Source organism: Helicobacter muridarum (genome assembly GCF_000765805.2).
In the GTDB taxonomy this organism is placed as follows: domain Bacteria; phylum Campylobacterota; class Campylobacteria; order Campylobacterales; family Helicobacteraceae; genus Helicobacter_A; species Helicobacter_A muridarum.
Window position 1 is genome coordinate 170,237 of the sequence record NZ_JRPD02000002.1, and the last position, 23,290, is coordinate 193,526.

A 23,290-nucleotide genomic window follows, 5' to 3' on the forward strand; every position below is an offset into this window, starting at 1 on the left:
ATGGCAAAAGATGATGTAATTAAAGTAGATGGAAAGGTTATTGAGGCATTACCTAGCACAACTTTTAGAGTGGAGCTACAAAATGGGCATGTTGTGCTTTGTCATATTTCAGGTAAGATGCGTATGCATAATATCAAGATATTGCCTGGTGATAATGTGCAAATAGAGCTTACACCTTATAGCCTTGATAAGGGCAGAATTGTTTTGCGACATCCTCGAGACTGATTTGATTTTATACATAAGATTTTAGCAGTCAATTTTGTTGCATTACCTTTGTTTTGACATAATATTTTGGTATTTATAAATTTTGTTTTGAGAGATTTTTATGAGGAAGAAGGCGGCTGCTCTAGCATACGAAGAGTTAAAAGATTATGCCCCTAGGGTTGTTGCTAGCGGGCAGGGCAAGATAGCTGAAGCTATTATTTCAAAAGCACAAGAGTTTAATGTGCCTTTATTTTGCAATGCAGAGTTAGTTGATTCCTTAGTTAGAATGGATTTAAATAGCAATGTCCCTCCTGAATTGTATCAGGCAGTTGTAGATGTCTTTATATGGTTACAAAATACAGAGAATAATTCTGGTATGAGTGCTAAGTTCAACTAAATATCTGTGTAAGAATTTAAAATCTTAAACAAAATAAATAATTGGCAAAATAAGCAATGACGTTACACAGCGTATTTTAGGCAAAGCAATATATATTGATATTTCAACTAGATCACCACGCCTTAGTATATGCAAGAATTTTAATAAGTTGTATTAAGAACAAAGAATGAATGAAAACATTTCAAAACTCTTTTCTAATCCATTCTATGACAAGTTATTCTTCCACATCTTTTTGAAACCTTTTTGACTTAATTTTATTATGCTTTTCTGCTCGCACTATTACGCCTTGATTTTTATTTCTTTCTAAGTTTTGGATATAAAATCTTAATGTTTTGTCTCACGCATATCTTGCTTTAAGTTTGATTTATTGGACATATTTAAGTGCGTTACAGAATCTATTTTTGGCCGTATTGCTTGGTGTAGCAACGCACTTGCTTTATCGTAGAAATTTTTATGCTATATAATTTTGATACGACCATACACATCAATCCTTCTCCTTCACTTACTTTAGCAAACACAGATTCACAAATGGAATGGCATGAATACTTAAATATTATCGATGTTTTTAAATTGAGAGGTTATTACAGCACTAGATTTCAAATCAAGAGCAACTTTCTATGTTTGGCAATACAGTAGCGAGCGTTCTTAAACGCGCCGATGAAGCGATATTGCCTTCGCTTGATAGTATATCGCTTCCCCACAAAAAATACAAAACTCCTTTATCTACACCTTATGAGAACTCACACACAATATGAAAAATAGCTGCCTTGATAGTTTAAAAGATTCAATACGCGTGATATAAATGCACCAGACTTTGCGAATAAACCCCAAATCACCGCTGTGTTATATGGCTTTATCTTAAGTGAGATTATTAAGCGATTTAAATCCAGCGATAGATAATGATTTATTTTAGTGATCACGGCGAGGAAATCTATGATTGGCGTAACTTCATAGGACATTCAGATTCTAAAATCTCTCGCTTTATGGTGGAGATTCCTCTTATTATCTATGTAAGTGATACCTTTATGCAAAAGTGCCCCACACTTTATAAACGCATACAAAGGGCGCAAAATACCAAATATATGAATGATGATTTAATGCACACACTTTTAGATATTGCAGGGATTAGACTTAATGGTTACGAATCCCAAAGAAGTCTCCTTGCTACAAACAAAGCTTTTCTTAAGAGCAGAATGCGTAAGGTGGGAGACAAGAGCAATGTAAAAGATTATGATAAAGAATTAAAAACACAAAAAAGCTATCTTGAGCAGGGATTATGTCAAAATAAATAGAATCTAAATCCTTAGCACATATTCATCATAGTTTTGTGAATCTATACAAATAGGCACATTGTAGAGTGTGCTTAAATGCTCCTGTGTAAGTATATCCTTTGCATTACCAAAGATTGCATTAGAATGCATTTGGCATACATTGTCTATTTTATGAAGTAAAAGGACTTTGTGAGAGAGATAAGCAGAGTGTGCTGGAAAATGTGTATTTAAGATAATGGCACAGCCATTTTGAGAGAGTTTTTTAAGGCTTTCGCATATAATTTTTTGATTAGCAAAATCAAGATTAGATTCTGGCTCATCAAGGATTAGAATCTTTGGATTTTTTACCAATGCCCTTGCAAAAAGCACCATTTGAAGCTCTCCACCGCTTAATTCAAAGCAAGTTTTATCTGTAAATGCGTGAGGTTTAGCGATTCTAAAGTATTTTTAGCCAATGCTAAATGTTGCGCGTTTGGCTTAAGTATTATAAAAGGATTACAACCAAGCAAGACCATATCAAGCACTTTGATATTAAAAATATGCGCTTTTGCTTGGGGCACGTAAGAGATGATCTGCCATATTTGCTTATGGGAGTATTGTTTGAGCGGTTTATCAAAAAGCACACTCTCTCCCTTACTCCATTTTAAGAATCCAATCATACATTTAATCAAAGTCGTTTCCCCGCGCCATTGCGCCCTAGAATGCTTAACACTTCACCCTCTTGCACAGACAAGGAAATATTTTTTAAAATCTCTTTATTTTTTCTAGTAAAACACGCATTATGTAGTGCAAACATCGCTTAACTCCTCGTGCTTTTACGCAAGATATAAATAAAAAATGGTGCACCAACAAGTGAAGTGAGGATTGAAATAGGTATTTGCTCACTTGAGAGTGTGCGTGAGAGTGTATCGATGATGAGTAAAATAAAGCCCCGATGATAATGCTTAGCGGGATAAGTCGTGCATTGTCATTCCCTATAAGCAATCTTGCAATATGTGGGACAAGTAAGCCTACCCAGCCAATCACGCCACATATACTCACAGCACAAGTAATAATCATCGTGCTTATAAGAATGACTACAATGCGCAAGGTAGCTAGATTCGCCCCTAGGCTTTTTATCTCATCATCGGGGAGCATAAGCAAATTACACTTCCAACGCAAAATAAAGAGAATAAGAACTCCTAGGGTAATGCCAAGTATGCTAAGAATAGTATGTGGCAAAAGATTCACATCTAATGAGCCTAAAAGCCAATATGTGATACTAGGGAGTGTATCTTGCGGGTCGGCGATGTATTTGACAATACCGATGAGACTTTGAAAAAAAGCAGTGATAATTACACCGCTTAGAATCATTGTGGTGGTTTCATAGGGTATATCTCTATTATAGCCTATAAGCACGACAAGTGCTAATGAGACGATACCAAAGATAAAGCCTACAATGCCAATATAGCTTACGCTTAAGCCTAGAAGTAATCCTAGCACAGCACCAAAACTTGCTCCACTTGTAACGGCTAAAATATCGGGAGTAGCAAGAGGATTGCGAAAGAGACTTTGAAATACTGCTCCAGCTACGCTTAGCCCAGCTCCTACTACGATAGCTAGCAGGATTCGTGGGAGGCGAAAAGAGAATATGATATTTGTCTCAACTTCATCGCCATAGCCCAAAAGTGCTGCGATGACATCGCTAAAGGATAGCTCATATCTGCCTATACTTAGGGAAAAAATAGCGCATATAATAATAGAGACAAATCCCAAAATATAAAGACTTATATTTTTAAAAATATCATTTAGTAATTCCAAATATATTTTACAAATATATTTCTACCCGGCTCCACAAGAGGATTTGTGAGTGTTCTAGCGTAAGCTATACTTTCTGTTGTTACAGGATTTCTGCCAACTACATTAAAGAGATTATTTGCCCCAAGTAATAACTCCATATCTTGCAATTTTGCATTGAATCCACCGAGCTTAAGCCCTATAAAAATATCTGTCATTGTATAAGCAGTAGTTTTGTGCTCTTCTCTAGAATCAATACGTGTTTTTGCTCCATAACCTCTTTGGGTAAAGTTAAAATACCATTTGTGGAAGTTGAAGGCAAGGGAGATTCTCCCATAAAGTGGTGCTAAATACGAAATAGGCTTATCATCAGTGAGATTTTGCCCATAGTTATATGAGCCTACATAGCTTAAGATAACTCTATCATTTAAAAAGCCGTGTCTGCCTTCTAATTCCGCTCCAGCTATCATTGCGCGTCCTATGTTTTCATAGCGATAGACATTACTTGTAGCGATATTAGCATTTTGATAAGTGCTTAGAGTGAGCATATCTTGATAATAGGTATAAAATCCTATGAGCGAGGCATAGTGATTATTGCTGTGGATCCTAAAGCCAAATTCTGCAGTTTGGGAATATTCGGGCTTAATGAGAGGGTTTGCAGCAGTTAGTGTAGAATTACCCCCGGGAGTAGTTTGCATACGAGTTCCAGCTGATGGAGCTTTAAAATTATAGCTTAGATTTATCACATTGCTTATATAGTCGTTGAAAAAAGCACGGAGCCTAGAGAACCTGTGAGTGCGCCATTATGAATAATGCTATTTTCATCTAAAAGCCTTGCAGATTCTATAGATATTTGATTATTACTTGCAATTTGCGTATTTTCTGTGCTTGAGCGTTTTTTAGAAATAGTCGTAAGCACATAATCTGCTCTTGCAGAAGCAGAGAGGATCCAATTATTTGTCGCGTTATAATCATCTTTTATAAAAATAGCAAAATCGGTGCTTGTGCTAGGGCGATTTGTCGTATTTGAAACACCATTTACTAGATTAACCTGTCGCACTTGAGTAGGTGATATAGCACTTTCAAACTCTGCTCCATAGGTGAGATTATGCTTACCTAAGACGCTATTATAGATTAATCTTCCACCCAAATAATTATTATCATTGACTTTTTGATTGATATTTACATTGCTATTGTTAAAGTTTAAGCGATTATTCCAAATGTCTGTATCCCAATGGCGATAATAGAGATAAGATTCCATAGAATCTGCAAAACTAAGATTATGAGATTTTAGCCCTAATCGCACATAATATTCTTGAATAGGATTTTCACCCATTAAAATGCCATAGCTAGAGCCTGGAGCTGCGCCATATCCTCCTGCACGCCAAGATTCTACCCTTGTAGTGCGCCCCTGAACATAATACCTTGTAGAATCCTTAGTATAGCCAATATTAAAATCTAGTCCATAATAGTTAAATGATGAATTTTTAGCCTTGTTTGAACCATTGTATGTGAGTGGAGTACTATAATCCCCAGCAGTCTTTGCGCTAAGTCCTATGAGCATATCCCAGCCACCGCCACCCCCAAGCACTTCTGCTCTCCCACCAAAGAGATTATTTACGCTGCCATACTCTAAAGCGCGGATTCTTGCTGTGGCTTTGAAAGAATCGCCATTGATATTATATTTTGATGTGCGGGAGCGGAAATTTATCACACCATTTTGCGCATCACTTCCCCATAGCGAACTTGCAGGTCCTCGTATCACCTCTACACTCTCAAATGCATAAGGGTCAAAAGTATTAAACTCTAAAGTAGAGCGTCCAGAATAGCGCACACCATCAATCATTACAATAGAACGTTGGCTATTGCTATTTTGCCCACGAAATGTGATTTGCCCATTAATGCCACCAGAGCGCGAATATACAATGCCCGGCACAGATTCTAAAACACTTTGAATATTACCTGTGCTAGATTGAAGTAGTGTGTCTTTATTAATAATGCTAATTTGCTTACTTTCTAATTCAATGGGCAAATCACTCATTGAGACTTGTGCTTTTACAACTTCAAGTGTGTATGTTTGCAATTTTTTCTTGCTGTTCATTTTCTGTTACTTCTTGGGCAAAGCATTGTGTGTAAAAATGTAAAGCTGCATAAATACTTATAGAATATGGGCTTATAGCCTTCATAGCTTATCCTTTTTGTATTATTAGTTAAAAATAATATCAGTTATTATATTAAAATAAAAAAGAAAATACAATAAAATTTCATTTTAAAAAAAAAACAAAGGATAAAAAATGAGCACAATGACAGAATCTTATGAGATGTACAAAAGTGCAAAAATTGAGGATTTTTATCAGCATAAGGAATTATTAGCATTTGGTAAGATTGCTTATATTGAGACTGGGATTTTGAGTATGAATAGTGTGAGTGAGCATTTTTTATATAAACATATTTTAAAGCATATTGATTTGTATGAGGATTTTGAATCTACTCATCTAGAGGATTTTTGTGCTGTGGTATTTCCTATGGGGATTGATGAAGTGTATCTTTATATCTTTAAGGATAAAATTTTACGCTATTTAAATAATGGTGGAGTAATTCTTAGTTTTATGAGTGATTTTGCAAAGATTCTACCTCATTCTAGTGGCTATATACAAAGTTTAATGCCTATAAAAGATAGAGTAGTCAAATTTACTTCAAGTGACGCGGGAAGAATTATTTTTGATGGTGTAGGGGAATATGATATTAATTATCGCAGGGGCGTAAAAGGCTTTTTTAATCGTGGATATTTTGATAAAAATTCTTTGCCTCAAAATATTGAAACATTCCTAGAAGATAGTGATGGGCAATGTGTGGGATATATTGATAAAGATTCTACAAATGGTGTAATTCTCTCTACTGCCAATGCAGATTTATTAGGTTTTGGATTATTTGATAATACAACGGCAAGAAGAATGGGGGGTAAATCTTCTCAAATGGCTTCTTAAAATATTGCAAGAAAAAGATTATAAAACCTTAAGAGATAAAGCCACTAAAGAAAGGTCTCAAGATTCTAAAAAATTTGCCAAAGATTCTATAATAAGGTACAATTACACTTTCACACAGTAACTTTTTCTCATTTCAAAGCGATAAGTCAAAGCAGAATCTTTCGAATCCACGATTAAAAAATGCCATTATTACAGGCGGTACTTCTTTTAACGCATATTTTTTTACAAATAAAAACGGCAAATACGCACATTTTTTCTCACATCGCTATCATTTTTTGGATTTAGATTCTATAAATTTAGAAGAGTTTGATTATATTGTCCTTGCCTCTAGGCTTAAGCCACAATATCTTGAACGGCACAAAGATAAATTTTTGTCATATTTGCAAAATGGAGGGCATATTGTCTCTTTTGGCGAGATTATGGGGGATTATCTACCTAATATTATATGGAAAGATTATCCTGTAAATTTTTGGTGGTGGCTCATACAAGGAGCTGATATGCCGCTTTATGCTATAGAATCTAATGGAAGCAAACAAGATGAGTGCACAAAAAGCGGACTTTTTAGCAAGATAGAAGTGAATGTAGCAAAGTGGCATTGCCACGGAGCATTTTACCCACCAAGCAATGCTACAAAGATTCTTGTCAATGAGCTTGATGAGAGTATTATTTATAAAGATAATAGTTTTAATGGCAATCTTTATGTAACTTCGCTCGACCCTGAATTTCACTTAGGGCAGGGATTTATGCCTACAACAGAGCCATTTTTTGATAACTTTATGCAATGGGTGGAGGAGGATATACTCACGCACAATAATGCAAAAGTATAATGAGATAAATTTAAAATAAGGCAAAGTAATGAGAATTTTTATATTCGCTATTTTTTATGTGCTTATGCGTTTAGCGCACCATATCCCATTTATCACACAGATGATAAAGGATACAGCACGACTATTAGCAAAAAGCCCGAGCGCATTGTAGTAGCAGGAGGTATGTGGCCCTTGCCACCAGTTATTTTAATGTTTGAGGGCAGTGCAAATAGCTTGATATATATGCCAAAAGCAACAAAAAATGCAATTAAATATGCTTTTGTATCCGAAGTATTTCCAAATATAGATTCTATTAAGGTTGGTGATAGTGAGAATATTGAAGAGCTTTTGAGCTTAAACCCAGATTTGTTTATTTGCCATAATGCAAATATCAAACTCTGCGAAGCAATGAAAAAAGTGCCATTCCTACCATTGAAATGAGTGTCAATAAATGGCATTATAATTCTTATGAGACGATAAAAGGTTGGCTTGATGTCATTGCACCAATTTTAGACAAAGAGAAAGAGGCGCACGCATTTTTGACATTGAATAAAAAGAAAGAAAAAGAAATAGAGTCTAAAGCTAAGAAAGAGGCAAACAAGCCAAAGGCACTCATAATTCATCGTTACGATAATGAAAAGTCATTCTCTGTTGGTGGAATCTTTGCTGATTATTTATTGGAAAATACAGGAGCACAAAATGTAATTAAAAGTAAAAATGTTGCTCAAATCACACTTGAGGAGGTTTATGCTCTTAATCCAGATATTATTTATATTAATAATTTCAACACTCTTACGCCAAAAGATTTGCTTACCTCACCTTTATGGAAAAATATCAAAGCTATCAAGGAAAAAAGAGTATATAAATTTCCCTTAGGTTCTTATCGCCCATTCGCGCCAAGCGTGGATTTGCCTATTTTGCTTCAATGGCTGTATGAGCATAATTATCCACAATATGCTGATGAGATAGCACTTTTGCGCTTTAGCAAAGATTTTTATAAACAAATTTTTGGGATAGATTTAAGCGAAGCAGAGCTTAAGCGAATGTTTAACCCACCAAAAGAAGCTGGAAAAATAAAATAATTACTTACTTCTATTTATATTAAGCCATTTGGGCAAATCTTTCATTCCAGAATCTATAAACATGTCTTTCATACTTATTACATTGATCGGAGTCCAATACTGCAGATTTTGATCAAAATTAATAGCACCAGCAAACATCAAGTCCATATATCGCACATCGCTTACTCTCCAAAATTGTAGCGGCTGATTAAAATTTATAGCATTTCTAAACATTTCACTCGTATTCCAAACATTGCTTGTATCCCAATTATCAAGCGATTGGTTAAATTCTTTTGCATCTTTAAACATTGCCTTCATGTTTTGCACATGGCTTACGTCCCAATTGCTTAATGGCTGATTAAATCTACTAGCACCATAAAACATTTCTCCCATATCATTAACACTAGATACATTCCAGCTATTTAATGGTTGGTTAAATTCTTTTGCATCTTTAAACATTGCCTTCATGTTTTGCACGCGTCCCACATTCCAAGTAATGAGCGATTGATTGAATCTTATCGCTCCTTCGAACATGCCTTGAACTTGTTTTACTGATTCTACATTCCATTTGCGTAATGACTTATTAAATGATATAGCATTCTTAAACATCTCATTCATATTTATTACATTACTTACATCCCAGTCGCTAATCCCTTGATCGAAATTACTAGCATTTAGAAACATAGCCCTCATACTCTCTACATTGCTTGTATCCCAATTATCAAGCGATTGATTAAAGTTAGTAGCTCCTGCAAACATCTCATTCATATATTTTACATTACTCACATTCCAGCTATTTAATGGTTGATTAAAGTTAGTAGCATCCCTAAACATTCCTTGCATACTCTCTACATTGCTTGTATCCCAATTATCAAGCGATTGGTTAAAGTTAGTAGCTCCTGCAAACATGAAGTCCATATTTTTTACATTGGATACGTCCCATGAATTTAGCTCTGCATTAAAATATTGAGCCTTATCAAACATTCCATACATATTATTAACATTGCTAACATTCCAATTTTCTATCCCACGAAAGTCGCGCTTTGTAGAGTTTCTAAAAAGTCCACTCATATCGTCAATAAGACTTGTATCAATGTTTGCTAATGGAATATCAATACGTTCTATTAGGGTTTTTAACTCAGTTTTGTTGCTTGGTTTGTAAGTTTTGGTAATGGTTAAATTTATATTATATTCTATTAAAATATTTATCTCTTGTTTTGCTTCATTTTTAGTCTTAGATTCTATTGATGAACTATTTGGCAAATTTGTAGATTTAGTATTTTCTCTATGACTTGATTCTATATGAGTTGGATTTTGGCTAACCGAATCTACATCATATAAATCTGATATTTGAAGATTTAATATTTTATGATCTGGGATATAAGAATATTGCTGTTTAGAATCTTCTTTTTTTAAAACTTGTATGAACTTCTTAATGTCGTATGTGATTTCGTCTATAGATTCATTGCCAATACAAATAGTTGTAAGAAATGTTATTAATAATATCATTAAACCTAACTGCATATACGCTCCTCATAAAATTATATCATAGGCATTATTTGGTTATGTCAATATTGTATAATTGCTATTTTAGGAGGAGTGTTATGATAGAGACATGCTTATTTCCTGCGGCTGGCTATGGAACAAGATTTTTGCCTGCAACAAAGGCAATGCCAAAGGAAATGTTACCCATTTTAACCAAACCACTTATACAATATGGCGTTGAAGAAGCTCTTGATGCTGGTTGTAGGACTATGGCTATTGTTACCGGTAGAGGAAAGAGGAGCATTGAAGATCACTTTGATATAAGCTATGAATTAGAACATCAAATAAAAAATACATCAAAAGAGAATCTTTTAGTAGAAATACGTAATATTATGGAAACTGCGACATTTAGCTACACTAGACAAAAAGAGATGCGTGGATTGGGGCATGCTATATTGACTGGTGAGACGCTTGTAGGACATAATCCCTTTGCTGTAATATTAGCTGATGATTTATGCTATAACGCTGGGGAGGGAGTTTTGACTCAAATGATGAGAATATATGAGAAGTATCGTTGTTCTGTTGTTGCTATTGAAGAAGTAGATTTTAACGAAGTGCATAAATATGGAATCATTGATGCGGATATTTTAGATGATGGAATCTATAAAATAAAATCTATGGTTGAAAAGCCAAGTAAGGAAAATGCTCCATCAAATCTTGCAATCATTGGTAGATATATCTTAACTCCTGATATTTTTAATATATTGCGCATGACAAAGCCCGGCATAAATGGTGAATTGCAAATCACAGATGCATTATTAGAACAAGCAAAAGTAGGAAGAACTATAGGATATAAGTTTAATGGCATTCGTTATGATTGCGGTAGCATTGATGGCTTTGTCAAGGCTACAAACGACTTCTATAAAAGAATGCAAATATAGATATATTTAGCCTTACACATAAGGCTAACATTGTATTTTGTATATTTGGCAATTGCTATCAAATTTGATTAATGTTATTATTGCATTTTTCAAACAAATATAGGTTTTATGTTTGTTAATGCCAAGCTATCTTTATTTAGTTAGCACTTGCTTAAAAACTTCATCTATATTCTTCACTGATATTATTTCTAGATTCTGCTTAACTTCATCTGGAATGTCATCTAAATCTCTTTTATAATTTTTTATTGGAATAAGGGCTTTTTTGATGTCTGCTTTATACGCTGCGATTAGCTTTTCTTTTAATCCGCCAATTGGCAATACTTCTCCACTAAGATTTAGTTCTCCTGTCATTGCTATATCTTGTTTTACATTTTTGTCAAATAAAATAGAGGCAATTGCACATGCCATAGTAATTCCTGCACTTGGACCGTCCTTTGGTGTTGCTCCTTCTGGTATATGCAGGTGAATATCTAGATTTTCTGTTGGGCTTTTGTAATCTTGTGAGTTATAATTTTTATCCAAAATATTTATATTATTAACTTTTTCATTATCTGTTGCTACATGGCTATTGTCATTCTCGCTATTTTTTATTCCTTTTTTGGCAAGTTTAGAATCTCTTGTCTTATTCTGCATTTGCATTTGATTATCAAGTCTATTTTTTACAACAGAATATGCTATATAGGCTGATTCTTTCATAACATCACCTAATTGCCCTGTTAGTTTTAAATTCCCCTTGCCAATTAGAGATACTGCCTCAATCTTAAGAACATCACCGCCTACTGCCGTCCATGCTAGTCCATTTACTACGCCAAGCCTTGGATTTCTATCTGCTTTGTCTATTTCAAATACTGTTTTTTTAAGAAACTCTGGAAGGTCTTTTGCGCCAATGCTTATTGATTCTATCTTGCCGCTTAGAATCCTAGTGGCAACTTTTCTCATAATTTGAGCAATCTTTCTACGCAGATTTCTCACACCTGCTTCTCTAGTGTAGTTATGAATCATTAAATCGATTGCCTCTTTGGATATTTTTACCTCATTTATTCTTAATCCATGATTCTTTATTTCTTGCGGTATAAGGTATTTTTTAGCAATTTCATATTTCTCTTGTGGTGTGTAGCTACTAATCTCTATAAATTCCATTCTATCACGAAGAGGTGCTGGTATCAAAGATATATCATTGGCTGTAGCTATAAAAACTACTTGTGATAAGTCAATGCTAAAGTTAGTGTAGTAATCTCTAAAACTTATATTTTGTTCTGGATCTAAGATTTCTAATAACACGCTAGTAGGATCGCCTCTAAATCCTCTTGCGAGTTTGTCTATTTCATCTAGAACCATAACAGGATTCATTTTTTTAGAATCAATTAATCCTTGCACAATTCTGCCTGGCATTGAGCCAAGATATGTGCGCCTATGCCCTCTTAGTTCATTTACATCTTCTAATCCACCAAGTGCTATTCTAACAAGAGGTCTATTTAGTGCTATGGCTATTGAGTTTGCAAGGCTTGTTTTGCCAACTCCAGGAGGACCATAGAAGCACAATATAGCTCCCTTGTGCTTGTTGTGCTCATTTTGATTTAAGTTCTTATCTTCGTTATGTTTGGAGTTAGCTTTATTTAAATTTGATTTTTTTGTTGCATTGTTGATTGATTCTTTGCTGGATTGAGAATCTTTTGCTAGATTCCCATCTTCTTTTGAGCGTTGCTCTAGAAGTTGTTTTACTGCAAAATATTCTATGATTCTTTGCTTTGGATCAGATAAAGAGTAATGATCGGCATTTAGTTGTTTTTCAACATTTTTAATACTTAGTTTCTTACTGCTTATACTTGTAAATGGGATTTCTAGCATCCATTCTACATAATTTTGCACCATATTGGCATCAGAACTATCTGGGTGTGCGCGAGTTAGTCTGTCTATTTGTTTTTTGATTTCTTTGTATGCATCTTCATGCATGCCCGGTTTCAAATCTTCTAATTTGGCATAATATTGCTCAATTTCCTCATCGCGTTGTTTATCAATTCCTAATTCCTTTTGAATCTGCTTTAACTGTTCTTTTAGGAAAAACTCGCGATTAATTTGATCCATTTTTGTATGCACTTTAGATTTTATGTCTTTTTGTAATTTCTGTGTCTCAATTTCTTCTATAACCATTTGGGTTGCAAGCATTAACCTATCTTCAGTATCATTACTAGCAAAGAGCAAATAGCTTTGTTCCTTTTTTAATCTTAAGGTTGAGGTAACCAGATCTACTGCCTTATTTGGATCATCTGTGTTCTCTATATTTCGCAGTAAATCTGGGGATATATTTTGGCTAATATGTGCTAGTGCATTTACTTTTTCCAGAAATACAGCTAGCAGGGCTTGTATTGTATGCTGATTATATTGTTTATAGGAAATAACAGAAACTTTAGCTTCTAGTGGATCAAAATTTACTATTTCAGTTATTTTTCCCTTTGATATACCCTGAAAAAGTATTTTTAGCCTACCATCAGGTAGGCTAACCTTACGCATAATTTTACCAATGACACCAACATCATAGAATGGTGCTTCGTTTTCTTTATGTGTGTTTTTCGCGCATACAACAAATACAGTATTATCCCTATCTTCTGCTATCTTTACTGCTGCGATATTAGATTTGTCTGCTATAAAGATTGGCGCAATAGTGAATGGAAAAACAAACATCTCATCTTCAAGAATTACGGGCAATGTAACGATTTGATTATCTTGCATTTTTATCCTTATGTATTATTGTATCGGAGATATAACTACCAATTAAGCAGTAGCATATACCAAGGAATCTTTGATGGTTTAGGATTTGTAGCTACCTGTAAAATAGAATCCACTCTTTCTTTATATATTTCTTCAGCGTCTTTTTTTCCATTTTTAGCATAAACCCTAGCTATAGCCATATTTAGCTCATTTTGTCCTAAAATGAATTTAACTTCCATTTCATGCACAAATGGTAGGTATCGGCTATTTGGATATTTTTGCATAAAATCCTGTATTAACGCAATGCTTTCGCTCATGAACTGTTGATCTTTTGAGGAGTTTTTAAAAGCATATAAATGTGATTTTAACCTTAAGTAACTGATATAATCTGCATTACTAGGATTTCCATATCTCTTTAGATATTCCTTGAAGTAAAAATCTGAAAGTATGTATTCTTCATTGTTTAAGTGAGCTTGACCTAGTGCTAGCATAGCTTCTGGTATAAGCGGAGAGTTTATATGCTCACTTTGTAATGAAGAAAAATAGCTATCTGCTGTTTCAAGATTTCCAAGTCTAATATTTTTAAAGATGCCTGCATACCAAAATGTCGCTGGCTGATTATAAATAACTTCTTTGTTTTTAGAGCAACCAATGTAGACTATAACATATAAAACATATAAGGTATATAGTAAGTATTTTGAAAACAAACCTAGACATTTTATATACTTTGTAAGCTTGGTTTTTGTTGCTAATATAGGTGATTTTTGATTGTATTTAAGAGTGGATAATATCAACATAATACTCCAAAAAAATATATCGATATTATATAAAAAATTCATGTTTATATTTTGCATATTTATAAAGTTTTTGGTAAAATGCTTGTTTGCTAAATGATTACCTAAATACTATTTTATGAGCGTTAGTATGGTTTTATTTGCTAATTCTTATGGAGAATATTATGATTTTTGAAGTAAAATCCCCGATCCTAGGTTTTGAACATGTTGATAAAATGAAGTTAGAGAAATTGGACGATATTTTTCTGAGATTAACTAATGCAAATGATGCGACACCTATTTTTACTTTAGTAAATCCATTCGCCTTAAGAGAGTATGAATTTGAGGTTCCTATGGCGTTAAAGCTCTTGCTTGATTTGGAAAATAGTAAGAATATTTTAACTGCAAATATTATGGTTATGCAAAATCCTATAGAACGTTCTACAATAAACTTCCTTGCTCCGCTAGTCTTTAACTTTGATAATCTTTCTATGGCTCAAATTGTTTTAGATAGTATTAAGTATCCGCATTATAGCTTGGCAGAGCCTATTTTAAACTATTACCCACAAGACAGATTTCAGTAGTAAGTATATAATTGTATTAACCAAGGTATTTAAATTATTTTCTTAATTTTTACTTGGTTGACTTGTATTGTAAATCATAATTTATAGCAATAGAAAGCATTGTTATAAGCGTTATCTTTATATAGCCCATATCATATTTAATAAATAAATTAATGGTTGTTTTGTGCTAGAGAGCCATCATAGAAATATTGGACAGGTCGTCTAAACTCCATGCGAGTTACGGTATCGTTTAATAGTGTTGTTATTACTTTCAAATCGCTATATAATCCACTATCCACAGCCGCACTACCGACAACATACAAAATGCGAGTTTTCTTATATATGTCATACCAATCAAAAGTAACCCTATATGCATCTCTAACGACACGTTTTGTGCTTCTTTGTGTAGCTTCACTATTTTTAGTGTCTATACTACAAGATGGGACGCCATTAATCACATTGCAAATTCCAGTAGCATTGAATGTATATTGATAGTTACTTGCAGGATCTAGCCTTTCCTTTGTTACCTTAACATAAATTACATTTCTAACAAATGAGTTATCAATTTGTCCTGGTAAGTATATGTTGTTAAATCCTCTTTTCTTTAAAGCTAGTAATGCCTCTCCTGCATAGTATTTTGAGGATAAATCCCAAGGGTCAGAAACAATCATTGTTGGAGCATTCGTATCGAAGTCATAAGTAGGCAAGACAGTAGAATAATATTCTGCTTTCCAATTAGCTGAAGAGCAAGCACTTATAAAGCATGCTAGAATTATAGATAATGCTATTGGTATTAATCGTATATGTGCTAACAGCTTTGTCATTTATATCCTTTTTTGATTGGATTGTATAAAGACAAGCAAAAAAGATTCCTTACCTTATATCTAATAACAACCAAAACTTCATTAATTAAAATTCTATCCTAACTTTGCAGAGATTAGGTTATATGTTCCAAGTAAACATTATTAAAGATAGCATATTATTGTTATAATGGACAAACTGGCTAGGTTTAAGCTTTAAAATCCCCATATATATTGCAACATAATAATATGTGTTTTGTTTTTTGGTTCAAAGAATCCTTTTGTTATATTGCTTTGAAGATCTGTTAATGGAACACGAACAGAATCTCCTACGCTCCAGTATTCATACGTCATTCTTATTGAGTTTGCGTTGTTATTATCATCTAACCAAGTAATACCAATATATCCATTTGCTCCAAGTCCTTGCTTTTGTGTTACATTTATATTACCACTTAGATGTCCTCTTATCCCATTTGTGAAATGATGTCCAAATAAAAACCAATTAAATCCACCCATGAAATTAAGTGCTAAAGACTGTTTTAATACTATTTCTCCTTCTAATTGGAAGGGAATAGATACATAACCTTGCAATCTCTCAAAAGTTACTGCGTCATTGCGGTTAAAGTAATAGTTCACACCAGATTGCAAATATAAAGACATACTATCTATGTTAAATAACTCTAAAATGTTATATCCAGTCTTCAATGTAGCATGATAAAATGAATTGGCATCTATTGAAGTGACCGGTGTTCCATTTCTGTCTGGATTTGACACATCTAGTATTGCGCCTGTGTATTTACCAAATGATATATTTGCATCAACGGCTAGGTCTATTTTAAATCCATTTGTTATATAGCCAATATTGCCTGCAATATTTAGCAAGTACATATCCATTTTCATAACAAATGCATCATTTGCTGCTGTATCATATTCCTGATATCGATAATATCCTATGCCAATTCCTAGTGATTTGTATAATCCGTCTAGCTTCACTCCATCTCTTGCATAAGTTAGTGATATATTCGTTAATAATATAGATGTTATTGTGATAAATATAAATTTTCTCATTTTCCCTTCCTAGAATCCAAATCCAAATTGCAATCTTGTATACATAGTGCTATTATCTAGATACTGAACAGTATCGGTAGCATTAGCATTAAGCCCATTAGATGCGGGATTAGCTAATGTTGAGATTGTTTTTGGCTGGGCTTTGTTTATGAATTGATATTCAAAATGCAGATTAGTAAAGAAATATGCCTTTTTGCTGAATTTATAGTTTAAACCTATACCAACTTGGAATCCATAGCTAGATATATTTCTACTATCAAGACCGTTTGTTTGGACAATATCTTCTTTATTAGTTATAAGCGAGACTGTTGCATTGGAAATTCTAAAATTCCCTAAATATTCTATTGATAGCTTTTCTCCTAATACCTTTCTTCCATCTAATTCTATAAAATAATTTTGAGTATAAAGTGATACTGAATAAGGAGTGCTAATTTGACTATTGGAAAGGCCTAAAGCATCTATTCCAGCATTAATATATATGGCATGATCCCATGCTTGAAATATTGAAGAAAGATTATACCCAACCTTAAACCCATATCTAACGTTAACAAAAGCTCCTCCAGTGTATGTTAATTTAGTAAGTTTTTTACCACCATTTATTAGATAGTCTCCCTTTATATCATTTGGTCCATATCCAATGCTACCAAATAATAGGATTTTTGCATAATCTCTCCAAATCCAGCCAATATTCACATCAGCAGACATTAATACTCCGCTGATAGTAGTTGTTTTAACCTTGTGTGATATATAATTCGCGCCTATACCAGCTCTACCTATAAGACCATTTCTTTGTTCGGCCTTTAAATTTTCTCCCATAATTATAAGAAATACAAAAACACATAGAATTTTGTTCAATCTTTTATTAACTAGCAATAATTGTTTTATAGGGTTAGCTGTTTTTTGCAAGATTCTTGTTATGTTTTTTATATACAAATGCTGTTCTAATAGTTTATCCATATAGATATATACTCCTAATAATCAATAATTTTATATAAATTTATAGCTATTTTTAAGCTTCTTGGTTATATTTAAGAAAAATAGAATTATATTAAGAAATGGAGAATTATATTAAGAAATGGAGAAGAAATTTTTTATATTTCTCTCCTAGCTTGATATTTTTAGATAGTTAGATTGGATTTATTTGGGAGTTTGATATTACATCATGCCACCCATGCCACCCATGCCACCCATATCTGGCATTGCAGGTGCTGGTTTATCTTCCTTAATATCTGTGATGGCAGCCTCTGTTGTTAGCAATAGGCTTGATATAGAAACAGCATTTTGTAGTGCCACACGCGCTACCTTTAGAGGATCTATTATGCCAGCTTTGAACATATCAACATATTCGCCTTTGCTAGCGTCAAATCCAACCTTAGAATCTTTTGATTTTGTTACCTCGTTGATTACAACACCAGCATCATAACCTGCATTTATTGCGATTTGGGCTAAAGGTGCTTTAATGGCCCGATGGATAATATCATATCCTATAGCTTCATCTCCTTTTAGTGAGCTTCCACTAATCTTATTTGCTGCATGAATTAGTGCCGCACCACCACCAATTACTATACCTTCTTCAACAGCAGCTTTAGTTGCAGATAGCGCATCATCTACTCTATCTTTTTTCTCTTTCATTTCAACTTCGCTTGGTGCACCAACTTTAATAACTGCAACGCCTCCTGATAATTTTGCTAGTCTTTCTTGCAGCTTTTCTTTGTCGTAATCGCTTGTTGTAGTTTCTATTTGTGTGCGAATTTGTGCCACTCTCTCATCTACAGCTTTTTTGCTGCCCTTGCCATCAACAATAGTAGTATTATCTTTGTCAATTACGATTCTTGCAGCTTGTCCTAAATGAGACATATCTACGCTTTCTAGCATAAGCCCAACTTCTTCGCTAATCACTTCACCGCCTGTAAGTATCGCTATGTCTCTTAACATTTCCTTTCTTCTATCCCCAAATCCGGGTGCTTTTACTGCTGCTACATTAAGCACACCGCGAAGCTTATTTACTACTAGAGTAGTAAGGGCTTCTCCCTCTAGATCTTCTGCAATAATAAGAAGTGGTTTACCGCTTTTCATTGTAGATTCTAAAATAGGTAGAATGTCTTTCATAGAGGTGATTTTTTTATCAGTAATCAAAATGTAGGGATTTTCTAATTCTGTGCTCATTTTGTCAGCATTTGTAATAAAATAAGGGCTTAGATATCCTCTATCAAATTGCATTCCTTCAACTACGCTCAACTCGTCATTGATGCCTTTTGCTTCTTCAACAGTGATTACACCATCTTTACCAACTTTTTCCATTGCATCAGCAATTAGTTTACCAATATTCTCATCGGAGTTTGCAGAGATTGTAGCTACTTGTGCTATTTCGGATTTGCCGCCTACTTTTTTACTGCCATTTTTCAACTCTTCTATAATTATGGCACTTGCCTTATCCATGCCTCTTTTTACTGCAATTGGGTTTGCTCCAGCAGTAATATTTCTTAGACCTTCTTTAAAAATACTGTGCGCCAATACTGTTGCAGTTGTTGTGCCATCTCCAGCTGCATCAGCAGTTTTACTTGCTACTTCTTTAACTAATTGGGCACCCATGTTTGCTAGAGTGTCTTGCAATTCTATTTCTTTAGCAACACTCACTCCGTCTTTTGTAATAGTTGGTGCGCCATAGCTCTTTTGAATCAATACATTTCTTCCTTTTGGCCCCATTGTTACCTTAACTGCATTGCTAAGAGCATTTACTCCTTCATATATTTTATTTCTTGCTTCATCGCTAAATTTAATATCTTTTGCCATTGTTTTTCTCCTGAATTAATTATGTTGCTTTTGTGTGTTACTTGATAATGCCCAAGATGTCTTCAGATTCTAAGACTATAAAATCTTGATTATCTATTTTAACTTCATTGCCTTTGTATTTACCAAATAGCACCTTATCACCTTTTTTTAGCTCATCTTCTTTTTCAACTTCTTTGCTTAATTCTTTAATAACTCCAATGCTTGGTTTTTCTGTTGCATTATCTGGAATTATCAAACCAGAACTTGTTTTCTTTTCTTCTTCAATTCTTTCAACCAAAACCCTTTTTCCTAGTGGTTTAAAAGCCATTATATGTCTCCTTAGCTATAGTATAAAGTTCTAAATTAGCACTTAAAAAAATTAAGTGATAAAATTTTAATTATTTTTGGTTAATAAGTCAATATATAATATTATTAAACTTAAAAATATTTAGTAAACTAGACTAAAGTTTTTTAAGTATTTAGATATAAATACTTATTTTTTGTCCTAAGTATAAGGAATAGAATTATATAGAGGATACAGAATGCAATGCTGCTAGCAATCAATATTGCCCTATCTTTGTAGCACATTGATGATAGGATTATAAAAAAGCAATAAATAATTGCTATAAGTATGCTAGCACCATTACCAAATCTTGCGTATAAAAAGAAATGTAGATGATAGTTATTTGGCTCGCAAAGATGTAATAGAAGTTCATATATTGAAGAATTATTGTTTGTTTTCCACCTAGTAACAATGCTTGCTACTACTTCGCATAGAGGATATATAAGTATGCTTATAGCATAGCATATATCTAATTTGTAATATTTGATTCCAATGATGAGTAGTGCCCCTATTACAAAACCTAGCAAAAAACTACCGCTATCGCCTAAAAAAATTTTGCTATATGGGTAGTTGAAACAAAGGAAAATTATTATGATACCAATCATTAGCGCGCTAGCAAATATTAAGAAGTTCGCCTCCGATTTTGAAGATACAAAGCATAAAGATATAAATATCATTAGCGATATAAAACCTGCGTTGCCATTGATGCCATCAATAATATTTATAGCGCTGATATTAATGAATATAAATATACAATATAGTAATACAATGATTGCATTATTGATGGTGAAGTCATCAGGCATAAGGAATCCAAATGATACAACAAAATACATTATTCCGATTATTTGCACTATAATCATTAATAACGTGTTTATCTCTCTATTTATGTCTTTTATTAATCCACTAGCAAGAACTATAGCGGTTGAATTATAGAGATGTATGCCTGCAAAAATATCAGTTAGTGTTGTTTCTGCACTTTTAGAATTGGTTTGATAGGTAATTTCTAATGCTGCCATTACTACTATGATAAATGAAATAAAGATTCCTGTTCCACCAAATCTAGAAGTGCTTTTGGTATGAATCTTAAAAGTATTTGCTTTTACTTTATCTTGCATAAAACGCATGGTTGAGGATAACATATATCCTACGCTAAAAACGAATACCGAGAATAAAGCACCAATTCCAACAAAGTAATATGCCCAAATAATATTATCTGCAATAATGGTGCTATCCAAGATATAAGCCTTTGATTGTAATTAACACCATATATTTTGTATGTGTAGCAGCCATATATTGCACCTTAAATAAATATAAGAGCTTATGGAAGCTAAAAGAATCTTCTTATGTTAAGAGACAATGCATAATATTTTAATGTAGCCTTTTCTTCATAATCAACGATTCCATTGTTTCCGCTAGTGTGGTCTACGCTTGGTGCAAGTGGCATAATAAATCTAAGTATAAACTCCATATCTTTGCTAAGATAGCTAATGTCAGCACTTGCATGTATCAAGGCATCAGAGTAACTAGCTGCCGAATCTTTTTCATCATTAAATGTATCTTTTAATGTAGCGTTATAGTTAGTAAACCATAATCCAGTACCAACCCCACCAAATACGCCAATCCCACCTAGTAGACGTAAAGTAACTTCTGCATTTATGAGTAAGAATATGTTATTGCTCCATAGCGATGGTCTTTTATACAAATATCTTCCATCTTGTAAAGTAGTTTTATTTGGAATATTTACCGGGAGGGAATACACAAATCCAGCATTGGCATATATGTCAAGTTCTATTAATTTAACGATAGGCCTTATTTTTAAGCCGGCTTCTACAGAAGCCCCACCACCAGCAGATGAAATATTACATGTTTTTTCTTGACATAAAAATTCAGTATTTAAGGGCTCTGCATATATACTTGATGGATATGTAACAGGTTTTATCTGTTGTGCCTTGCCATGCACAAAACTACCAACCAATCCGCTACCTAGGTATGGCAAGAAGATTCTATTGCTGATATCTTTTGCTTCTACGTGAAATAAACTAGCCAGGGCAAATAAAGTTAAATTAACAAATTTTTTCATAATGATCTCCTAATTTGTAATATTGCTAAAGAATTGTACAAAAAGCAATTTGATTTAACTTATATTATCATCATTCATATTCTATAGTTATAAAAACCTTTTTAAAGGCTCTACTTTACAGAACTTATTTATTGGAGTGTAATATTAAGCATATTTATACACTGTCATAGCATTGTTTAACTATACTCCTTAGCAATCCGAGGTAATGTTAAAGAGTATAGTTAAGGAATTATTACTTCCTAAATATGATAGCCTAATTCCCCTAATAATAGGGGAAGCAAGGAATCATAAAGGAGCACCTTTAGCCAAACGGCGGACAAAGGTATTAATTAGCTAAGAAGCCTCAAAATATTTTGCTGAACAGCGTTTGCCTGTGTAAGCGCATAGCTACCAGATTGTGCTAGGATGTTTAGCTTATTAAAGTTAGCAGACTCTTGTGCAAAATCCACTTCTCTAATTTGACTTTCAGCTGCTTTAACATTCACTTGTGTTACAGAGATGTTATTAACAGTTGAAATCATTTGTCCTTGAACAGAACCTAAATCCGCACGGATTCTATCAAGAATCTTTGTTGCAGATTCAGCAATATCCATAACAACCATAGCACCACGCAGGGTTGTTACACCAGCACCAAGCTCTGCGCCACCACTTGCTACAACTTTGTTATAGTTTGCACCAGAAGCAGATTTAATATCTTTATTAAATGCTCCCATGGCATCACGCAAGTTTACAACTTGTTTGGCAATTTGTTTATTATCAAAGCCTAAAGCCTTATAGGTATTTTTAGCATTGGTAGCAGACATAACTATAATATCCCTTGCATCTAGTCTTGTAAGAGATAATCGCCCATAGTTTTCAGAGCCCTTACCATCTAACTTTTGACCACCATTCATAGATTTTACTGATACTTCTGCAACTTTGCCATCTTGACCTTTTTGGTTTTTGCTGACAGAGATTTTAATGCCTCGCCCATCGATGCTTCTTAGGTTTAGTCTACCTTTTTCATCTGTGTATGCCTCAACACCTGTTTGGTTTGTAGCAGCATTAAATGCTTGGACCAAACGACCATCAGAGTCACCAGCCTTGATATTATTAATATCACCTAGCGTAATGCCATTAATAATAATGTTAGACATTGTCCCAGATTTAATGGCTTCATCAGATGTTGAGATAACATTGGCTACCGCACGAATCCCTGTTTTGTCAGAGCTTTTATTAATAACTTCAGCTAAAACACCAATACCTGTTCCAACG

General features: G+C 33.7%; 29 protein-coding genes. 11 read left to right on the forward strand and 18 right to left on the reverse strand.

Features of this window, described 5'->3' with window-relative positions:
• From infA to LS73_RS01825, 4 genes are all read left to right on the forward strand, one after another.
• Complete coding sequence (gene infA / locus LS73_RS01815; RefSeq protein WP_034557206.1) at nucleotides 1-225, forward strand: translation initiation factor IF-1; 225 nt, start codon at nucleotides 1-3, stop codon at nucleotides 223-225.
• A gap of 100 nt (nucleotides 226-325) precedes the next feature.
• Nucleotides 326-601, forward strand: coding sequence for an EscU/YscU/HrcU family type III secretion system export apparatus switch protein (locus LS73_RS01820; protein WP_034557207.1), 276 nt, complete (start codon nucleotides 326-328; stop codon nucleotides 599-601).
• Nucleotides 602-1,218: 617 nt separating this feature from the next.
• A complete protein-coding gene (locus LS73_RS09805; RefSeq protein WP_158654958.1) occupies nucleotides 1,219-1,356 on the forward strand; it encodes a hypothetical protein in 138 nt (45 codons plus the stop codon).
• 144 nt (nucleotides 1,357-1,500) lie between these two features.
• Nucleotides 1,501-1,893, forward strand: a complete 393-nt coding sequence (locus LS73_RS01825; protein WP_052089508.1) for a sulfatase-like hydrolase/transferase — start codon at nucleotides 1,501-1,503, stop codon at nucleotides 1,891-1,893.
• Nucleotides 1,894-1,896: 3 nt separating this feature from the next.
• Here the strand turns inward: LS73_RS01825 and LS73_RS10110 are convergent, their stop codons facing one another.
• Genes LS73_RS10110 through LS73_RS10405 form a run of 7 tightly spaced genes read right to left on the reverse strand, consistent with a single transcriptional unit; the run spans nucleotide 1,897 to nucleotide 5,834 of the window.
• A complete protein-coding gene (locus tag LS73_RS10110) occupies nucleotides 1,897-2,244 on the reverse strand; it encodes an AAA family ATPase (protein WP_233708855.1) in 348 nt (115 codons plus the stop codon).
• Between the two features lie 17 nt (nucleotides 2,245-2,261).
• Nucleotides 2,262-2,543: a P-loop NTPase family protein gene (locus LS73_RS10115; RefSeq protein ID WP_233708856.1), complete on the reverse strand. Its 282-nt coding sequence runs from the start codon at nucleotides 2,541-2,543 to the stop codon at nucleotides 2,262-2,264.
• Entirely contained in the window at nucleotides 2,540-2,668 is a 129-nt protein-coding gene (locus LS73_RS10120) for an ATP-binding cassette domain-containing protein (RefSeq protein WP_233708857.1), read from the reverse strand. Before LS73_RS10120 ends, LS73_RS10115 begins: the two co-directional genes overlap by 4 nt.
• Entirely contained in the window at nucleotides 2,617-3,627 is a 1,011-nt protein-coding gene (locus LS73_RS01835; RefSeq protein WP_456237252.1) for a FecCD family ABC transporter permease, read from the reverse strand. Before LS73_RS01835 ends, LS73_RS10120 begins: the two co-directional genes overlap by 52 nt.
• A gap of 32 nt (nucleotides 3,628-3,659) precedes the next feature.
• Complete coding sequence (locus LS73_RS10130) at nucleotides 3,660-4,394, reverse strand: TonB-dependent receptor (RefSeq protein ID WP_236097213.1); 735 nt, start codon at nucleotides 4,392-4,394, stop codon at nucleotides 3,660-3,662.
• 5 nt (nucleotides 4,395-4,399) lie between these two features.
• The gene (locus LS73_RS10135) at nucleotides 4,400-5,749 is read right to left on the reverse strand and encodes a TonB-dependent receptor (RefSeq protein WP_233708859.1); all 1,350 of its coding nucleotides are present in this window, start codon (nucleotides 5,747-5,749) and stop codon (nucleotides 4,400-4,402) included.
• Nucleotides 5,712-5,834 carry a hypothetical protein gene (locus tag LS73_RS10405; RefSeq protein ID WP_267891659.1) on the reverse strand — a complete coding sequence of 41 codons (123 nt, stop codon included), beginning with the start codon at nucleotides 5,832-5,834 and terminating at the stop codon, nucleotides 5,712-5,714. Before LS73_RS10405 ends, LS73_RS10135 begins: the two co-directional genes overlap by 38 nt.
• A gap of 108 nt (nucleotides 5,835-5,942) precedes the next feature.
• Between LS73_RS10405 and LS73_RS01845 the strand changes: the two genes are divergently transcribed.
• The 5 genes from LS73_RS01845 (at nucleotide 5,943) to LS73_RS01855 (ending at nucleotide 8,523) form a co-directional block, all read left to right on the forward strand.
• Nucleotides 5,943-6,635 carry a hypothetical protein gene (locus LS73_RS01845; RefSeq protein ID WP_052089509.1) on the forward strand — a complete coding sequence of 231 codons (693 nt, stop codon included), beginning with the start codon at nucleotides 5,943-5,945 and terminating at the stop codon, nucleotides 6,633-6,635.
• Nucleotides 6,636-6,910: 275 nt separating this feature from the next.
• Complete coding sequence (locus tag LS73_RS01850) at nucleotides 6,911-7,462, forward strand: hypothetical protein (protein WP_233708860.1); 552 nt, start codon at nucleotides 6,911-6,913, stop codon at nucleotides 7,460-7,462.
• A 28-nt stretch (nucleotides 7,463-7,490) separates the two neighbouring features.
• Entirely contained in the window at nucleotides 7,491-7,613 is a 123-nt protein-coding gene (locus tag LS73_RS10410) for a hypothetical protein (protein ID WP_267891660.1), read from the forward strand.
• 11 nt (nucleotides 7,614-7,624) lie between these two features.
• Nucleotides 7,625-7,882 (forward strand): TroA family protein, encoded by a 258-nt coding sequence (locus LS73_RS10140; RefSeq protein ID WP_233708861.1) that lies wholly within the window; start codon nucleotides 7,625-7,627, stop codon nucleotides 7,880-7,882.
• Entirely contained in the window at nucleotides 7,879-8,523 is a 645-nt protein-coding gene (locus LS73_RS01855) for an ABC transporter substrate-binding protein (RefSeq protein ID WP_233708862.1), read from the forward strand. Before LS73_RS10140 ends, LS73_RS01855 begins: the two co-directional genes overlap by 4 nt.
• Here the strand turns inward: LS73_RS01855 and LS73_RS01860 are convergent, their stop codons facing one another.
• Nucleotides 8,524-10,026, reverse strand: a complete 1,503-nt coding sequence (locus LS73_RS01860) for a BspA family leucine-rich repeat surface protein (protein WP_052089510.1) — start codon at nucleotides 10,024-10,026, stop codon at nucleotides 8,524-8,526. It lies immediately after the preceding gene.
• Between the two features lie 80 nt (nucleotides 10,027-10,106).
• On the opposite strand from LS73_RS01860, the gene galU reads away from it, so the two are divergent.
• Entirely contained in the window at nucleotides 10,107-10,928 is an 822-nt protein-coding gene (gene galU, locus LS73_RS01865; protein ID WP_034557209.1) for a UTP--glucose-1-phosphate uridylyltransferase GalU, read from the forward strand.
• 132 nt (nucleotides 10,929-11,060) lie between these two features.
• Here the strand turns inward: galU and lon are convergent, their stop codons facing one another.
• Nucleotides 11,061-13,658, reverse strand: coding sequence for an endopeptidase La (lon, locus tag LS73_RS01870; protein WP_034557211.1), 2,598 nt, complete (start codon nucleotides 13,656-13,658; stop codon nucleotides 11,061-11,063).
• Between the two features lie 35 nt (nucleotides 13,659-13,693).
• On the reverse strand, nucleotides 13,694-14,434 hold the full coding sequence (locus tag LS73_RS01875; protein WP_081955501.1) for an outer membrane protein assembly factor BamD: 741 nt from the start codon (nucleotides 14,432-14,434) through the stop codon (nucleotides 13,694-13,696).
• A 161-nt stretch (nucleotides 14,435-14,595) separates the two neighbouring features.
• On the opposite strand from LS73_RS01875, the gene fliW reads away from it, so the two are divergent.
• Nucleotides 14,596-14,994 (forward strand): flagellar assembly protein FliW, encoded by a 399-nt coding sequence (fliW, locus tag LS73_RS01880; RefSeq protein WP_034557213.1) that lies wholly within the window; start codon nucleotides 14,596-14,598, stop codon nucleotides 14,992-14,994.
• A gap of 149 nt (nucleotides 14,995-15,143) precedes the next feature.
• On the opposite strand, the gene LS73_RS01885 is transcribed toward fliW, so the two are convergent.
• The 8 genes from LS73_RS01885 to LS73_RS01920 all read right to left on the reverse strand — a co-directional run.
• The gene (locus tag LS73_RS01885) at nucleotides 15,144-15,797 is read right to left on the reverse strand and encodes a hypothetical protein (protein WP_034557215.1); all 654 of its coding nucleotides are present in this window, start codon (nucleotides 15,795-15,797) and stop codon (nucleotides 15,144-15,146) included.
• A gap of 192 nt (nucleotides 15,798-15,989) precedes the next feature.
• The gene (locus LS73_RS01890; protein WP_034557216.1) at nucleotides 15,990-16,841 is read right to left on the reverse strand and encodes a hypothetical protein; all 852 of its coding nucleotides are present in this window, start codon (nucleotides 16,839-16,841) and stop codon (nucleotides 15,990-15,992) included.
• A gap of 9 nt (nucleotides 16,842-16,850) precedes the next feature.
• Nucleotides 16,851-17,798, reverse strand: a complete 948-nt coding sequence (locus LS73_RS01895; protein WP_034557217.1) for a hypothetical protein — start codon at nucleotides 17,796-17,798, stop codon at nucleotides 16,851-16,853.
• A gap of 198 nt (nucleotides 17,799-17,996) precedes the next feature.
• Nucleotides 17,997-19,634, reverse strand: coding sequence for a chaperonin GroEL (gene groL / locus LS73_RS01900; protein ID WP_034557218.1), 1,638 nt, complete (start codon nucleotides 19,632-19,634; stop codon nucleotides 17,997-17,999).
• A gap of 37 nt (nucleotides 19,635-19,671) precedes the next feature.
• Nucleotides 19,672-19,941 (reverse strand): co-chaperone GroES, encoded by a 270-nt coding sequence (groES, locus tag LS73_RS01905; RefSeq protein ID WP_034557219.1) that lies wholly within the window; start codon nucleotides 19,939-19,941, stop codon nucleotides 19,672-19,674.
• A gap of 143 nt (nucleotides 19,942-20,084) precedes the next feature.
• Entirely contained in the window at nucleotides 20,085-21,191 is a 1,107-nt protein-coding gene (locus LS73_RS01910; protein ID WP_034557220.1) for an MraY family glycosyltransferase, read from the reverse strand.
• A gap of 92 nt (nucleotides 21,192-21,283) precedes the next feature.
• The gene (locus tag LS73_RS01915) at nucleotides 21,284-22,036 is read right to left on the reverse strand and encodes a hypothetical protein (RefSeq protein WP_034557222.1); all 753 of its coding nucleotides are present in this window, start codon (nucleotides 22,034-22,036) and stop codon (nucleotides 21,284-21,286) included.
• A 329-nt stretch (nucleotides 22,037-22,365) separates the two neighbouring features.
• Nucleotides 22,366-23,290 (reverse strand): flagellin (locus LS73_RS01920; protein WP_268903010.1); only part of this gene is annotated, 925 nt, incomplete at its 5' end.